Origin of the sequence: Shewanella eurypsychrophilus, assembly GCF_007004545.3 — a bacterium.
Taxonomy (GTDB): Bacteria; Pseudomonadota; Gammaproteobacteria; order Enterobacterales; family Shewanellaceae; genus Shewanella; species Shewanella eurypsychrophilus.
The window spans coordinates 1900712-1918251 of sequence record NZ_CP045503.2 but is presented as its reverse complement, the minus strand read 5'-3'; the positions used below and the strand labels follow the sequence as shown (position 1 = coordinate 1918251).

The window sequence follows — 17540 nt, the reverse complement described above, 5'->3', positions numbered from 1 at the left end:
AGGGTATTTATTATACAATAAATACCCGAATAAATGTAAGCGCTAACACTGACAAGTAGAACAATTCACGTTAGTATGAAATTTACGCCAATACCCGAGACAAATAACAATTATAGATTGGGAAATGATATGAAAACAGTGCTGTTTAACACTCACGATATTGTGCTTATTATCACTATTTATCAGTGTGTGTTATTTGCTTTTTTCCTGCTGTCCTTCAGAAAAGGCAATAAGCACAATAATGTTCTGCTGGCCCTTTTTCTGCTGTCATATGCTGCTATTCCTCTCGATACCTTAATCAATTATGGCGAGGCATTTAGAGGTTATATTCTCAATGTCTCTCCCAATATGTTTAAGGTATTCGGTTACGCTTATTGGCTTGAAGCTGTACTGTTACTGTTTTATGTTCGCTCCTTAATCTATAAAGAGTTTATTTTTAAAAAGCATGATTTTTTGCTTTTTGTCCCTTTGATTATCTATATCACCTATGACATTAACGACTGGTATTTACTAGATAGCGCCACAAAAATCACCACCCTTAGCAATTTCCATCCTGCCGATGAGCCTTTGCAATCACGTTTTATTGGGCTATTTAGAGAATGTTTTAGACTATTTTGTGGAGTACTGTGCTTAATTGAGCTACAAGGCTATCAAAAGAAAATCAAAGACTGTTTTGCCGATATAGAAACGGTTTCCCTTACCTGGCTCAAAATATTGGTTATTGGCTTTCTCTTTATTCGCACCGATGCAATATTGGTTTCGCTAGCCATGTTCTCTTCGTTCGAGTTCGACCTTATTATCAATTATGAAGTATTAGGCCTTATCTCAAACTACACCGTTTTACTGCTGATCAGTGTGCTTATTTTCTTCAGCCTTAGGCATTCAAGCGTCTTCAAGGGAATAGAACAACCAAGGGAACAAACCAGCCTGAAAGTTGATAAACACCCTATAGACCTTGATATTGTCAACAAGATCTTAGGGGTTATGAAAACTCAAAAGCCCTACCTAAATCACCTGCTGACGCTAGAAAACCTAGCGAATCAATTAGAGCTCCCGCCGCGCTATCTTTCTCAGATAATTAATCGACATTTTAAGCAGAACTTCTTTGAATTCATCAATAGTTACCGTATCGATGAGAGTAAACAGCTGCTGCAGATGAGTGAAAACAGCCGGGTGACTATGCTCAAAATAATGGAGCTGGCTGGGTTTAACAGTAAAGCGACCTTCAATACCTTCTTCAAGAAAACTGTAGGACTGACGCCGACTCAATTTCGAAAGGAGTACCATAAAACACAACAAGAAGCGGCCGCTTGATATCACTAAAATCCAAGAACGCAGCGAGCCTCATCACTCTGAGCCGCTGCGCTTCAAAGAACAAAGGTTAGCGATAGGTAAACTTGGCTTTCTGACGTATATCTTCAACCGATGATCCTAGCATTACCTCAAACTCCCCAGACTCAGCCAACCAGTCATTGGTTTTGATATCCCAAAAAGACAGGTCGCGCTTATTCAGGCTTATTGACACCAACCCGCTCTCTCCCGCTTTTAGGGCTAGCTTACTAAAGCCTTTAAGCTCTTTTAGAGGACGAGGCACACTGGCATCAATATCATGAAGATAGAGCTGCACAACTTCGCTACCAGCACGCTGTCCAGTATTGGTGATCTTTACGGTTACAGTTAGAGCTTCATCTTTTGAAAGTGTGTCAGATGATAACTGAATGTCACTGTATTCAAACTGGGTGTATGAGAGGCCGTGGCCAAAGGGAAACAAAGGCTTAATACCTTGCTGTTCGAACCAGCGATAACCGATAAATACGCCCTCTTTATACAGTGATTCCACGGCGTTGTAGTCATTGAGTGCAATAGCAGCTGTATCTTCAATTCTGACTGGCAAGGTAATAGGCATCTTACCGCTCGGGTTCACATCACCGAAGAGAATATCAGCATAAGCATTCCCCGCTTCCATGCCACCATACCAGCCCCAAACAATCGCTTTAGCTTGTTCAACCCAAGGCATCTCTACCGCTGAGCCGCCATTGAGAAACACCACAGTATTAGGATTCGCGGCGATAAGCTTAGTTATCACGGTATCTTGATCATTTGGCAGCTTCATATCGGTACGATCTATCGCTTCCCTATCATCGGCATGGGAGAGTCCCCCAAAATAGATCACCGCATCGGCAGACTTAGCTGCAGATAAGTACTCACTCTCAGCAGTAAACAAGGCACCTGGCGCTTCCCAGCCTAAGACCACACTGGCTGGACCACTGTAATTAAGCTCGAAGGTGTAAGTTTGATCTGCGCTTAACAAGATTTCATGCTCAATAAGGTTCAAGCTTCCTTGTACTCTTGTATGATTGCTTAACTCCTTTGTTGTGAGCACTTGCTTACCATCTATCAATAGACTCGCTTCACCTTCGAGTACTAGCTTAAGCGTATGGCTTCCTGTTGCTAACGGTTTTATCAATGTTTTAAGTCGAACGTGTTCCACTTGCCCAGGTTCGCTGACTTGATAGGCTGAATTCGCTATCCAGTCATCGCCTCGTAGTATTGTTTTATGCTGACCGTCTTTATAACGTGTCAGCTCCCACTGTGGCGTCCCTGTCCAATGCCGTGCAGCCATATAGTCTGTGGCAATCGGTGAGATGGTCGCACCGTTTTGTGCTCGCATCACGGTGATATTTACCTTGTCCCCTAAACGGTTTTTTAACCCTTGCAGGGGTGAGACTTCATAAAGCGCTTTCACTTCAGATGATCCACCGCCTTGACTGTGTAGCAGCTCAGCATTTGGGCCAAGCACCAATATGGTTTTAATTTTCTCCTCTTTTAGCGGTAACAGCTTATCGTCATTTTTTAATAGTACGACGCCATTTGCGATAATGTCTCGCGCGGCTTGATGATGCTCGCTAATATTACGCTGGCCAGACAAGCGCTGTTTATCCATCATGCCAATGGTGAGCTGAACCCTAAGGACGCGTCTGACCTTATCATCCAATACAGCAACGGGAACCTTACCCGATTGGATCATCTCAAGGAGCGGTTGGGCTAAAAAATAATCATCATAATGCTCAACCTCAGTCCCCATCTCGATATCGAGTCCATTCATGGCGGCATCAAAGGTATTAATATCCACATTCCAATCAGTCAGCAATACGCCTTTATAGCCCCACTCCCCTTTTAAAATGTCCATCACCAGGTGCTTACTCTGGTTGGCATTGGTGCCGTAATAACGATTATATGCGCCCATAATCGTTTGGGTGTTTCCCTCTTTCACTGCAGCTTCAAAGGCTGGAAGGTAAACCTCACGTAAGGTGCGCTCGTCAGGCTTAGCATCCACTCCGGTTCGATTTAACTCTTGGGTATTGAGGGCATAATGCTTCACTGATGCAGCGACATCATTACTCTGAATCGCTTTAACTTGCGGGACGACTAACTTGGCCGCTAAAAAAGGATCTTCACCCAAATACTCAAAATTTCGTCCATAGAGAGGCAAGCGAGCTAAATTCACACCCGGACCTAAAATGATATCCTTGTTTCTATGACGCGCTTCACTGCCTAATACATTGCCATGAAGAGTGGCCATATTGGGATCCCAGCTTGCTGCCACCGCAGTCAAGGGCGGCAGATAAGTTGAGTAGTCATTATTCCAGTTAGCAGAACTCCAGCTATAACGCTCAATTTCATGGCGCACCCCATGGGGGCCATCTGACATCCACATCTCATGAATGCCCAAGCGCTCGATGGCGGCTATTGAGAATTTTGCATTGGCATGAGTTAAAGATATTTTTTCCTCAAGCGTCATCTGCGCGAGTAGTGACTCAACTCGCTCCTCCACAGTCGATAACCTATCGCTTAGGCGTCCATCAGTTTGTGAGACCTGTTTAACGTCGAGTGACAAATCCTGCTTCTGAGGACTACCGGTATTATTGCAAGCTGTGAGCACTATTACTGACAACGTTATAGGAAACACTAAGTTTGGTAACTTCATCAAATCGCCTTATCGTTCTAATTATAATCTTCTCTACAAACTACCAAGTCGATACTTGCGACTCGACTAATCAGAGGTAATTAAGCAAATTTGAACGTTCAACTTTCTGCAGCGAGAAAGTTGAACCTTCAACAACTTGTTATTAAACAATAATCCCCTAAGAGAGAAATATAATCTAAGGATATTAATATGGATTTTAGGCAAAAAAATATCAGCCTATAGCTGATATTTTTTATTGATGACCTCGCTGATTAACGATAAACGCTTATGCTTGGCCCATCATCATCTTGCGGACTTTAACCAGCTGTTCAAACTCACTCATCTGCTTTTTAGACAGTTTGCTGGCCATGGGAATATTGGCCTTCATCGGATCGACCGGTCGTCCATTAACATGAAACTCATAATGAAGATGTGGCCCAGTAATACGGCCTGTATTACCCGATAAAGCAATCACCTGACCTCGTGATACTCGCTGACCTTTATGCACTAAAGATTTGGAGAGGTGAAGGTAGCGCGTGCGATAGTTATTACCATGCTCTATCACCACATATTTACCAGCAAATCTATGGTCGGTCACCAAAGAGACAATACCATCACCAGGTGCAACCACTTTAGTGCCTATTGGTGTCGCAAAATCCGTCCCATTATGAGGTGAAGTACGCCCCGTCACTGGATGATGGCGATGGCGATTGAAACGCGAACTAATCCGATAATTACTCTGCAGCGGGATCCGCTGGAATGCACGGGATAAGCTGCGTCCTTGATCATCATAATAGTTGCCATCACTATTTTGAAAAGCGGTGATATCACTTCGGCCACGATGAATCGTAACGCCTAAAATATCACTCGCCCCAGTTGAACTGCCATCTATAAATTGATCGTTCATCAATACAGAGAAACGGTCACCGGCACGTAGATCTCTGGCAAAATTAAGTTTCTCTTTTAATAATGTTTCGATTCGCTGAATTTCAGCGGCACTTAAACCCGTTCTCTTTGCAGAAAGATAAAAAGAACCTTGGATCTCTCCGCTTAAGTTTCGATTGCGCCAAATCCCTTCGACATTGATTTCATCGACATTGAAGCTGCCATCATCGAACCGAGTAAACACCACCTGACGTGCCGCAGAAAAATACAGCTCAAGTTTTGTTAACTCGCCTTGATCATCAAGCCAGAACTTAATTAAATTACCCGGCTTTAACGTATCTAACGCCAGAACATTGAGATCGGCTTCTAACACACGATACATGGTCTGCTGATCAACACTGGCCTGTACAAACAAGCCACTGAGGGTGTCACCACTGGTGATCTCATGGTTGAAATCTGCTCGACTAATGATGTTTGTCATTGGAGTAGCTGGTGTAAGTTGAGCCACTAATGACTCAATATCCAGATCGATAGGAATGCGCTGTGGCAATAACTCTTTATTCGTTGGCCAGAGTATGACGGCTCCAATGAGCAGGCCAGCACCTAAAATGACCCTCTTATGTAAGCGAGTCTCTTGAGCTGTAAAGAATGTCTGAAAATTCAGTACTGATGACTTTAAAAAATCGAATCTAGAAAATGAACGTTTACTCGTTTGCACTTGAGCCCCATATAACATCTTTGTTTTTGAAAACCGGAGCTATCCTGTCAATAAAGTGTCATCAGCTCTTATACACAAAAGCAAAATAAGTAACATTTCACTCGCGTTATCTGGCTGTAACACACGGTTTTATTACATTCTTATAGATTTAGCTTGTTTACCCATAGGGTGAAACAATCGAGATAACTTATACCAAAATTAAGCTAAAGTACAAACTGATCGACTACACAATTTTGAATAATTATTCTTAATGTGGACCAGTAACACAGATCCCTGTAAAAGTTTATAGCTGCAAGCCACTCATTATGCTGATCAATATTCAACCAGTGATGATGATTTCAGCCATAAAGAGTTGAAGCTTGCAACTCTTTATGGCTTGTTGTTGCAAATTGCTGTTACTCACAGCAACAGGTGTAAAGAGCGTTTTAATTAACAAATATTAAGGGGCTGTGATTATCGCCCCAAATTAATCTCTGTCTTTGTCGTCCTAATTACGGCAGCACCAGAGTGACCTCGCTACCGACTGCAGTTTTAAGAATATCGATTCGGGTACCAATCTGCTCCTTCATCTCAGAAACGTGAGAAATCACCCCAATCATGCGACCAGAAGACTGCAAATCCATTAATGTGCGAATGGCTAAATCAAGCGAGTCTTGATCTAAACTGCCAAAGCCTTCATCGATAAACAGAGTATCGAGCTTAATTCCACCAGCATATGCTTGCACTACATCGGATAATCCCAACGCCATCGACAGTGCTGCCATAAAGCTTTCACCACCACTCAAGGTTGCCACAGACCTCACCTTAGAGGTATAAGCATCTTCGACTTCTAACTCTAGACCAGAGGCCTTATTGCCCTTGGCACGATCTTCCTTGCGCAGCAGGCGGTATCGACCTTTACTCATCAGCTGTAAGCGGTGACTGGCCTCGAGCAGCACATCATCGAGCAGCACACTGAGTACAAAACGCTGTAAGCTCACCTTATTACCCGTTTGGCCATTCGCCACCTCGGACAATGTGCCAATGATGGCATACTTATCTTCGAGCATCTTAGCCTGCGTGTCTGCATCTTTAAGCTGCTTTTGGGTTTGAGTTAACTGGGTTACTCGCCCCTGAATAAGCTGCCAGGTTTGCTCTGCCTCTTGCTGCTGGAACTGACTTGCTGCCACTGATGACTCAAGTAGGCTCAATTGAGGTTTTCTCTGCCCATCCAACTTTCCATTGAGCTGTTGTAGACTCGTTTGGTTGGCAATGGTGTCCTGCTGATACTTGGCGAGCTCATCAGTAATCTTTTGCAGTGTTTCAACGGGTAACAAAGCTTGAGTTAACGCTGATTTATCAGTAAAGCCCGATGTGGCTAATTGAGTATTAAGCTCAGATAACGCCTTGTCATTTTGCGTTTTTGCCTGTTCCTGGCTCGACTGCGCCCCGGATAACGCCGCTGTTTGCGCTGCATCTTGCTCAAGCGCCTGGGTGTGAGATTCTCGGGTACGCTTGATGCTTTGCTCTAGCTTAGTGACTTGAGCGCTTACATTGCTCAGCCCTGCATTGAGTGCATCTAAGCTTCGATATTGCTCAGGTATCGCAGCTAGAGCTTGCTCCACCTGCCCCTTAAGACTAAAGACATTATTTTGCAGCGCTTGAAATTGCTCTCGCTCAACATCAAGCTGAGTTTGTAACTCTCTCTCCTGTCGCTGCCAGTCTTGTATCTGCGCTCTAAGCTTAATCAAATCTTGCGCTGCTGCATTGGCTGAGTTCACCTGCTGCTGTAGCAGCTGCAGCTGTGACTGTAAGCGCTCAATGCCTTGCTCGCAGCCATCGCCTAACCTTTGTTGCTGCTGCGCTAACTGCTTTATCTGCTCTTGGTGCTTAGTATTTAAACCAGAATAATCGGCTCTGGCTTGATTCAGGGCTTCACTGGCCAACTCTTCAGCACGCTGCACCTGTTGCAGCTCCTCTTCGGTGGGCAGTTGCTCTTCGCTTTGCGCTGGACTTGGGTGCTCGCCACTACCACATACCGGACATGGCTGCCCAGGATTAAGCTGCTGGGCTAAACTGGCTGCCTGACCACGATGCCAGACCAGTTGCAGTTTTTGGTGATTCTTTTTGGCATCTGTAAATTGAGTACTAAGTTGCTGACCTTTATCTTTTACCAAGCTCAAAGACTGCTCGGTCTGACTGGCTTCGCTGCTCGTCTTCTGCCACTGCAAATAACGCTCTATCAGATCACTTTGTGCTGTTAAGGCTTGCTGAGCATTAACTTGCTCATTAGCAGCTTGCTCTAACTGAGGGATAAGTTGCTCTGCTACATTTTTGTCTGTAACTAAAGCATCTAATGTCGCCTTTTCATTGATTCCTTTCTCTTTGGCTTGCTCCCGCACACTTGTTGCCTGAATCAAAGACTGTTGCAGTGCATCTAGTCCTTGAAGCTGCGGCACTAACGAGGTTAACTGCTGGGCTTCACGCTGGACTTGTTGCAGTTGCAGCTCTTGCTCAGGCAAAGAATCAAACTGGCTCTGACTAAGGGCTAAACCCTGCTCGCTGCTCTGCTTAGCTAATTGAACCTGAGTGAGTCTCTCTTGCGCTTGAGCAACTTCGGTGCCCCGCGCGATTGCCCCCTCTAACACAGGCTGTAACTGCTGGGCTTTTTGACCCTGCTCAAGCTGGAATTGGCGCTGCTTAATAGCCTCTTTGTGGCCAGATAACGTGGCGGCAGTCTGATTCAACTTATCCAGATTATCGAAATCAGTAACCAATAACTTAGCCGACTCGAGCTGCTTATTCGCTTCAATGAGCATGAGTTGAGCTTTATCTTTACTCTCTAGTGCATCAGTTAGCTTAGGCGATAATTCATTAAGCTCACTGGCTAACGCTTCATCTGAGTCAAGCTGAACACTTTCCAAAATCCCATCACGCTTATTGCGGTGGTCTCTCACCTCAGCCTTTATGCTTGATGCCTGAAACTTCAGCTTATCTTCAATCTTGCGATAAATTTGCGTCTGAAATAGCTGGCTAAATATTTTCTCTCTATCTTTTGAATCCGCCATCAGCAGCTCACGGAACTTCCCCTGGGGCAGTACCATCACCTGACGAAACTGATCGGCATCCAGCCCTGTCAGCGTCTCAATTTCGGCAGTTGCTTCCGATACTTTACTGGCCACTAACAAATGTTCCGTGCCATCATTATCGATGCGATAAAGCTGCGCTTCCGGCTTTTGCACCGTGTATCCATCACCACTCTTCTTGGCGCGCTGCTGCTCCGGGACTCGTCGAATTCGGTATTGCTTGTCACCGAGTGCAAAACTGAACGTCACTTCGGTTAGTAAGGTGTCAGCGGCTAAGTCACAGCGCATCTGACTGCCTTCTCGCTCATCACCCGTCGTCTTGCCATACAAAGCAAAACAGATGGCATCAAGCAAAGTCGTTTTACCTGCGCCCGTTGGTCCATTGATCAAGAACAGCGGGTTTGAACCTAATGCTGAAAAATCGGTAACTTGAGTCGATGCAAATGGACCGAACGCAGACATCTCTAAGGTAAGTGGTCTCATGATGTGCGCTCCAACTTATGTAGCTCATCGATGGCTGCTGTCATCGCTTGTTGCTGCGCCTCTGTCATCGCATCACCGGACACTTGAGTGAAGAAGTCACTAAACATATCCATCTCACCCTTCTTGATATGATCCCGGCTCAGTTCAACCTTGCCGTTATCACTCATCAAGCCAGTACGCTCTAAATGCAGCACATTGGGATACACGCTTCTGAGCTTGCCCATGGCATCTAAAATAGCTGTCTTATCACTCAATCTCACCATCAGATAATCTTCACGATTAACATCGGTTTTACCGATTTTAAGTAATTCGGCCAACTTGCCTTCTATAATGCGCACATCTCTCATGGCTGATAATGGCAGCAACTCAAAGTGAGCTTTCCCTTCACTATCTAACTCAACTAAAGTCACTGACTTATTCTGATGCTGCTCACTAAAAGAGTATTTGAGCATAGAGCCTGAATACCTGACATGATCGCTGCCTTTGTACTGCGGCCCATGAAGGTGACCCAGCGCCGTATAGTTAAAGGGCGTAAATAGTTTGGGTGATATTTTATCGGCGCCGCCAATACTCAGAGGACGTTCGGACTCAGACTCGCTGCCCCCATCGAGAAAACAATGGCTGATCACCACTTTAGGTAAACCATTGCTGTCGTGTTCATGCACCTGTTCCAGCAATTTATCCATCGCGGCTTCATGAGTACTCACCTCACAATCCAATACGTGACGCACAGTGGCAGGATCGGCATAGGGCAGACCATAAAACATCGCACTGCCCTGCTTACCTTTAAGCTCAATAGATGTAACCGTTTTTGTTAACGGGCCGACTATGTGCAAGCCGCTATCGATCATCTGTCTCGACGCAAAGCCCAAACGTTCATGACCATCATGATTACCGGCGATCATTATTATGGGGATCTTAAGTTCATTCACCACACGATTGACCACCTCATCAAGCAGGGCCACGGCACTCGCTGGCGGAATGGATCTGTCGTAAATATCACCTGCGACAATCAGCGCATCGACATCATGCAGGACTGCAAGCTCGACAATCTGATTAAGAACGAAGCGCTGGTCGTCAAGCAGGCTCTGATTATGAAGTTGCCTGCCAATATGCCAGTCAGAAGTATGGATAAATTTCATGCATTCTCGTTTAAAAATGAGGGAGATAGTGGTGAGTTTCTATTTTTCTATAGTAAGAAAACTCGACCCTTTTCACAAGGGCTCGCAGCTTGTATGGGGACACTTTTGAGACACACTGAAATGGCATACCCATTTATCTATTACCGCTAAGTGTCACCGAGCAGAGGCTGCAAGCTTCTATTCTTCTGTCTTGTGCAATGAGCGCACCCATAAATGTAAACGCTAATAACCAGTCTAAGTATTATATTTAACCATTTGTTGCGCGAGTGTTGCTGAATGCATACTGGTATGATAGGTTGACTGTACAATATTGATTCACTAGATACTGTATAGCTGTAATTTGTAGTGCCTAAAAAAATTAAAAAACACATAGAGGGAAGTTATGAATTTAAATCAGAGAGCATTTCACCGAACAGCATTATCTGTATGTATTGCCGCTTTACTTAGCCCAACAGTAATCGCAGCAGAAGAAAATACAGACGTAACACCAGAACCCTTCGAGCGTATTGCGGTTACCGGTTCTAACATTTTTAAAGGCAGTGCTAATGCTTCGTCATCGGCACCGATCACTGAGATTGACAAAGAAGCTATAGAAGGTATTGGTGCAGTATCTATTGGTGATGTCTTAAACAGAGTTCCCTCGATAACTTCTGACATTAATGGGTCATCGAGTAATATTTCTGTTGGTGGTGGCGCAGGAGATGTTGGTGTTGCAACAACATCTTTACGTAACTTAGGCTCTGCACGTACCTTAGTGTTAGTTAACGGTCGTCGTTATGTATCAGGAGTGTCTGCTAACAATGGTTATGGTGTCGATTTAAACTCTATCCCAACCGCCATTATTGAACGTGTTGATGTATTAACAGGTGGTCAATCAGCCATTTACGGATCTGATGCCATTGCCGGTGTTATTAACATCATCACGAAGAAAGACTTTGAAGGCTTTGAAATCAACGCTCTAGCTTCTTCAGCCGATGAAGGCGCCGAAAGATCAAACATTGATTTTACCTTCGGTCAAAACTTCGATGCAGGTAACGCTTGGGTATCTGGCAGCTTTACAAAACAAGAAAAACTCATGTCAAGAGACAGAGACTTTGCTGCTAATGAATTACGCTTTATTGATACGACTGGCGATGGCATCAGAAACTCCCTCGCTGTACGTAATGGTCCTAGCCATGTAGATGGTGCTTACCTTGGTTATGGTGATGTGAAAATTTTTGGTAACGGTGACCCATTCAATACCAACCAACCTACACTGGACAGTAACTATAACCGAGTAGGTACGACGGATTATGATAACCAGCATGCGGGCCGAACTATTGTCACACCCTATGAGCGTTTTACTATTGCTTCAGGGATAACTTTTGATGTCTCAGACAAAGAATTTATTGAATTTGAACTGAACTACGCAGCGACTTCAGCCAGTACCGCGATAGAAGAAGCACCTATCGATGTTAATGGTAACTTATTTAAAACGGGTGCCGGTGGTACAAACCCTATTGATGTAGCAACTAGCCCATACTTTGTGGGTAGTAGTGCTGGGGCACAACTTTTAGCCGAAATGAATGCTAATGGTGGCGATACTAATCTTTCTAATGTAACAACGAATAGAAGATTATGGGAATTTGGTGAACGTGGAATTTCGAATAACCGCGATACTTTTAGAGTTGCCGGTAGTTATAGTTACTTGTTTGATAATGACATGGAATGGAAAACAAGTGCTGTTTACGGTGTTACCAGTGCACAAGCGGTAATTACTGGTGATACTAGTCTGCCTAATATGCGTGAAGCTGTGACCATAGAATCAGACGGTAATGGCGGTTACCAGTGTGCTAATGAATATGCCAGAATTGAAGGTTGTTTACCGGTTAACCCTTTTAGCACAGCTGACAGTTTAGCCGGTCAAGCAGGTATTGTTGGCTTCTCTGAAGACGCGATTAAATATATTAAAATCGATTCTAGTCAAATGGGTAGAGTCGAACAAACTGTGCTAACAAGTGTGGTTTCTGGTGAACTTGATTTTTCCATTGGTGCCGACAACATGGGCTTTGCAGCGGGTGTTGAGTACAGAAAAGAATCAGCAGAAGAAACACCAGATAGTTTCCGTCAGCTCGGTTTTTCTCGTTCGCCAAGTGTCCAGCCTATCAAGGGGTCATTTGATGTAGTCGAAGCATTTGGTGAGCTTTATGTCCCTGTTGCAGATTGGCTTAATGTAAGTCTTGCAGGACGAGTGGCTGAGTACTCGACAGTGGGTACTACCTTTACTTACCGTTTAGGTCTTGATGCACCAGTTAATAATTGGATTCGTTTACGTGGGAGTCAGTCGAGTTCAGTTCGTGCCCCTAACGTCAGTGATTTATTCGCTTCAGGCTCATCGTCTGTTGCAGGAACAGATACTGATATATGTAATGGTACAAGCAATACGGGTACTAGCAATATTGATAAAAACTGTGCATCAGTCTCTGCAATTGCAGCTCGTATGGCAGCGGATCCTAATGGTGAATTTAACTTAATTGCATCTGAAACTAACAATACAACGTTATTACAAACAGGCTCAGAGGATTTATCAGAAGAAACGGCTGATGCATTAACATTAGGTGCTGTGTTTACCCCACTCGATAACTTATCAATTTCACTAGATTACTATTCTATTAAGATTGAAGATGGTATTGCTCGAGTCAGTGCTTCTACTTTTGTTGAACGTTGTCATGATGTGGACCCAGGTAGTTTTGATGAGACCTGTGGCGGCAATCTAGTCAGAGATACGGCAGCGGGTCCAATCTTAGATTTACGTTCAACACTGATCAATGCCGATACCATTAATACTAGCGGCTTTGATTTTGAAGTTGCCTATTCACCATTGGATGAATTAAGCCTGATGCTTAATGCAAACTTTTTATCTGAATGGGATCAGGAAACGGCTGGCGGTATTGAAGAGTTTGTTGGCCGTCCACAATTTCCTGAAATGCGTTTGGCTTTTAATGCCTCATACAATATTACAGAAGACTTTAATCTTTTTGCTCAAGTGACATATCGTTCTGAAACAGAAGCTTATCTTGATAACGTTCCTGGCGATGATTCAACAGCAAACTTGTCTGAAGATATAAATACAATGGACGCTGTAACGTATGTGGATATTAGAGCTAGCTACCAAATTAATGATGCGATAAATGTTTATCTTGGTTCAAACAACTTGCTTGACCAACAACCTGATATTTTAGCTCGTGGTGCTGCAATAGGTACAAACACTGAGCCTAGAGCTTATGATGTTATTGGCCGTCAATACTTTGCTGGAATGAAACTCACGTTTTAATTGAAGTGAATTAATGGATGAGAGTCCATTAATTCGGTAATGTTAGCTGACAAATCAATCAAACCTAATCTGTGCAGATTAGGTTTGATTTTTGGTTTAAATAGATTATATCGTTGATATTAGGGTTATGACATTCAAACTTAACCCAACCCTAGACAATGCTGTTTATAGTCATAAAAACAAGGATATACCATTGAAATATTTAAAAATGTGTATACTATTTTCTCTATGTTTATCTTTATATCTTAACGCCGTTGAGAAGCCGACGACTCTTGGTGATTCTAGCGAACGGTTCAATAATTCTAACAAGCAAGCATCGGCTGAAATCCAAATTCTTTGGAAAAAATCGGGGAGTTTACCGGCTCCAGAAGGGTTCTTAGAGTCACTTGGTGTTTCCGCGGCTTACACTGCTTTCTTAGGTGATTATTTGATTGTTGCTGGTGGCGCTAACTTTCCTAAAGGCCACCCCGTTTTTCAAAATGGGCAAAAAGAGTATTATTCTGATATTTTTGTCTTCGATGTGAGTAACGACCAATTAAAGCTGGTATCAAATGGGCACTTACCCATTAAATCTGGATATGGTGCCACTGTCGTTGTCGGTAACAGCCTATATTTGGTTGGTGGACAAAATAATGAACAAGCATTGGATTCTATTATCAAGCTGACCTTAGATGATAATCAGGTACCTATAACTGAAGTAATAGCTAAACTCCCCTTTACTTGGGCATTAGGGAGCGCTGCATGGCAAAATAACGCGCTGTACCTTTTTGCTGGCCAACAAAATACCAAACCAACGAATAAAGTATGTCGGTTTTCATTTGAGAAAGGCACTTGTATTAATGCCGAAGACACCCCTGCGATACCGGGTGTAAATCGAGTTCAGTTTCCTTCGATCAATCATAATGGGCTTTTCTATATTTTTGGTGGGATGAATTTCGAAGGGGAAAAAGATGAGTATGTGTTAACTGACTCTTATGCGTTTGACTTTAAAAGTAAGAGTTGGCAAGTATTATCACCAACAACCCTAGATGGAAAAGCGTTTGCGGTAACCGGTGGTGGTGTTGCAAGCCTATCAAGCAATAAATTACTGTTACTCGGAGGGGTAAATAAAAAGATATTTGATCATGCTATCTATCAACTTGGCAGTTTGCAAAATGAAGAGTTAAATGAATTTAAACAAGCCTATTTTGCTATGGAACCAAAAGACTTTCACTTTAGCCATCGCCAGGTTATCTACAATATAAAAGAAAATTCATGGGATGTATCGAGCGATGATGTTCCATTTCCTGGTGGTGCAGGTCCATTGAATATTGAACAAAAAGAAAATAAGGTATTCTGGATTTCTGGTGAGGTTAAACCCGTTATTCGCAGTCCAATCGTGTATCAAGGCACTGTAAGTATTATGAACAATTAGCGGTTATAGCGGCCAACGAGGTTGACCGCTATTTAAATATATTATGCCAAGTCATCGATAGTTGAGATGCCCATGCTAGTTAACACTTTAAAACAAGCCCCTATGGTATGGAAATCACATTTTGCGCCCGAGACACTCTTTTGATTTGAGTAGTGCGAGTTATCATTCTTAAGAAGCCAATACCAAGCCCCTTCCTTATGGTCGACAAAGTGTTCCCAACTATATTCCCATAGCTTGTCATAAAACATTAGATATTTATCATCTTGAGTTTCATTGAATAACATGGCCGCTGAAGCAATACTCTCAGATTGCACCCAAAAATATTTGTCACTGTCACAGATATCACCATCGGGAGAGAAGCCATAAAATAAGCCCCCATACTCATTATCCCAACTCTTATCAAATGCCCGGTCAAATAATTCTTTAGCACTATCAATAAGCCAGTCTTTTGGGGAGTATTGGTTTAATAAAACCAGTAACTGTGACCACTCAGTTTGATGACCTGGCTGAAATCCCCAGGGGCGGTATATATTCTTAGGATCGTCCTTGTTGTATTCCCAATCGGGTTGAAAATTCTCAGTGAAGTGCTCCCAAATCAAACCATCAGTTAGGCTAGCCTGTCGCTTAACGATATTAAAGGCAATTATTTCAGCCTTTTTCAAATATAGGGTATTTTGAGTGGCTTCAAAACAGTAGATCATGGCTTCACACATATGCATATTCGAGTTTTGACCACGATATGTGCTTAACTCTCCATCCGGGGATATTTCATCCGCATATAGGCCGTATTCTTCCTGCCAAAACATGTCTTCAATCAGCTTGTATATTTTTAATATTTGTTTCTCGTCAGTGACAAGTCCAGCCTTTTTAGCCGCCGCGTACATCATCAATACAAATGCATAACCATATGCCTGCTGGGTCATATCTGTTGGCTTATGGTTATCCATTAGCCATGCATACTTTTGACTTTCTTCTTGCCAATGAACTTGCTCAACATAATTTAAACCATGGCGAGCAATTTCAAGGTACTCTTTATTATTGAAGAAATGACCAGCCGTTGCATAATTTATTACAATTCGAGTACTGCTCACTAAATGCCTGAACTTTTCGTTAAACAAACGACCATTATTATGATAGCTTTGAAAATACCCGCCCGTATTATCAATGACTCGTTCATTATAAAATCTTAAAATATTTTGACAATGCTCTGTAATAAATTGGGGATTATAAAATTCCATAGTAGCACCTTATTAAATAGTGTTGTTGAATGCTTCCCAGGCTGTACTCACTTCACTGAGTACTGGTAATGCTGGAAATGCGCCTAATCTAGATACAGCTAAGCAACCACATACAGCAGAAAATTTAATTAACTGTGCTAACGCGTCAGGTTTGGCAATGATCTCACTAGGATTAGCTAAAGAACTTAAGCCAAATAAAAGTCCACCACTAAATGCATCCCCCCCAGCTGTAGTATCAATAGCATCTACTTTTGGAGGTAGAATTGAATATTTATACTCACCGAAATAATATTCAATCTCCTTTGGTCCGTCCGTAATGACGATAAGCCAAGGTGTATTTTGCAGGCATGTTTCAATATATGCTTCAACAGTTTGCCCTTGTGCTAGATACTCGATTTCTTCTCTAGCAAACTTGATCACATCGCTCCTGAATATGAACTCATTGACTAGTGAAATATCTATATGGTTGTTTTTCCATAAATTTTCTCTTAGGTTGACATCAAAGCTGATCAAATTATTTGCTTGTTTTGCAAGCTCAATAGTACGAGACGTTGTTTGTGTTATTAATGTGCTGGTTAAGCTATTACTGCAGAAATGAAACAAGCCTCCATCACAAAACCAGTCTTTAGATACCTGCTGAGGTTGCATTAACACATCCGCTGTTTGCTCTCGATAAAAGGTAAAATGACGATCTCCATCGTCATCTAAAGTAACAAAAGCTAACGCCGTTTTCGCCGTAGAGTGTTGCATTAAAAATCGGGTATTGACTCGATATTGATCCAGTGATCTTTTCAAAAAGTCACCAAATATATCCGAGCCAATTTGTCCCGCAAAAAAGGAAAAACCGCCTAATCGAGCAATAGCAACGGCAGCATTTGCCGGCGCCCCCCCAGGGAATTGACGGTATTCATCTAATAACGTACCTGAATCTTCAACTTTCCTGATATTAAGAAAATCAATTAACACTTCGCCAAAACAAACAACAGGTTTCATATTTACACCAGAAAATTTAATTTAAGGATTAGACGTTCTTTACATAAGAAAGAGTATACCTTCTAAGATAGAGCTCATCACAACAAGGTGATGGTATAACAAGTATACCTCTTATTTATTTTTATTCAATACTCTTTAAATCAGGCCAATACAGAGCAATGATGACTGCGTAATGGATAAATGTAACGGCATCTTTTTCAATGAATATTACCGATTAGTTCTCGCGATTAAGCTTCTATTTGTAAAGCTTTTACACTGGGGGAAGGTGTGACATTTTGCACTCCGCACCTATTAGTTTATGGCGTGAGTACCTATGCCGATA

General features: G+C 42.7%; 9 protein-coding genes. 3 read left to right on the top strand and 6 right to left on the bottom strand.

Annotated features, from left to right (window positions below):
- Positions 1 to 129 precede the first annotated feature (129 nt).
- Positions 130 to 1314: a helix-turn-helix domain-containing protein gene (locus FM038_RS08040; protein ID WP_185965778.1), complete on the top strand. Its 1185-nt coding sequence runs from the start codon at positions 130 to 132 to the stop codon at positions 1312 to 1314.
- Between the two features lie 67 nt (positions 1315 to 1381).
- Here FM038_RS08040 and FM038_RS08035 read toward each other — a convergent pair whose 3' ends face one another.
- The 4 genes from FM038_RS08035 to FM038_RS08020 all read right to left on the bottom strand — a co-directional run bounded on the left by FM038_RS08035 (position 1382) and on the right by FM038_RS08020 (position 10260).
- Complete coding sequence (locus FM038_RS08035) at positions 1382 to 3802, bottom strand: glycoside hydrolase family 3 C-terminal domain-containing protein (RefSeq protein ID WP_443216845.1); 2421 nt, start codon at positions 3800 to 3802, stop codon at positions 1382 to 1384.
- Positions 3803 to 4253: 451 nt separating this feature from the next.
- Positions 4254 to 5516, bottom strand: a complete 1263-nt coding sequence (locus tag FM038_RS08030) for a peptidoglycan DD-metalloendopeptidase family protein (protein WP_223293084.1) — start codon at positions 5514 to 5516, stop codon at positions 4254 to 4256.
- A gap of 545 nt (positions 5517 to 6061) precedes the next feature.
- A complete protein-coding gene (locus FM038_RS08025; protein ID WP_142872755.1) occupies positions 6062 to 9118 on the bottom strand; it encodes an AAA family ATPase in 3057 nt (1018 codons plus the stop codon).
- Complete coding sequence (locus FM038_RS08020; RefSeq protein WP_142872754.1) at positions 9115 to 10260, bottom strand: exonuclease SbcCD subunit D; 1146 nt, start codon at positions 10258 to 10260, stop codon at positions 9115 to 9117. The genes FM038_RS08025 and FM038_RS08020 overlap by 4 nt, the downstream gene beginning before the upstream one ends.
- Positions 10261 to 10642: 382 nt before the next feature.
- Between FM038_RS08020 and FM038_RS25290 the strand changes: the two genes are divergently transcribed.
- Both FM038_RS25290 and FM038_RS08005 read left to right on the top strand, forming a co-directional pair.
- Positions 10643 to 13573 (top strand): TonB-dependent receptor domain-containing protein, encoded by a 2931-nt coding sequence (locus FM038_RS25290; protein WP_142872753.1) that lies wholly within the window; start codon positions 10643 to 10645, stop codon positions 13571 to 13573.
- A 193-nt stretch (positions 13574 to 13766) separates the two neighbouring features.
- Positions 13767 to 14987 carry a cyclically-permuted mutarotase family protein gene (locus FM038_RS08005; RefSeq protein ID WP_185965777.1) on the top strand — a complete coding sequence of 407 codons (1221 nt, stop codon included), beginning with the start codon at positions 13767 to 13769 and terminating at the stop codon, positions 14985 to 14987.
- Positions 14988 to 15028: 41 nt separating this feature from the next.
- Here FM038_RS08005 and FM038_RS08000 read toward each other — a convergent pair whose 3' ends face one another.
- Both FM038_RS08000 and FM038_RS07995 read right to left on the bottom strand, forming a co-directional pair.
- Entirely contained in the window at positions 15029 to 16225 is a 1197-nt protein-coding gene (locus tag FM038_RS08000) for an AGE family epimerase/isomerase (protein ID WP_195873226.1), read from the bottom strand.
- 12 nt (positions 16226 to 16237) lie between these two features.
- Entirely contained in the window at positions 16238 to 17218 is a 981-nt protein-coding gene (locus FM038_RS07995; RefSeq protein ID WP_195873225.1) for a carbohydrate kinase family protein, read from the bottom strand.
- Between the last annotated feature and the right edge of the window lie 322 nt (positions 17219 to 17540).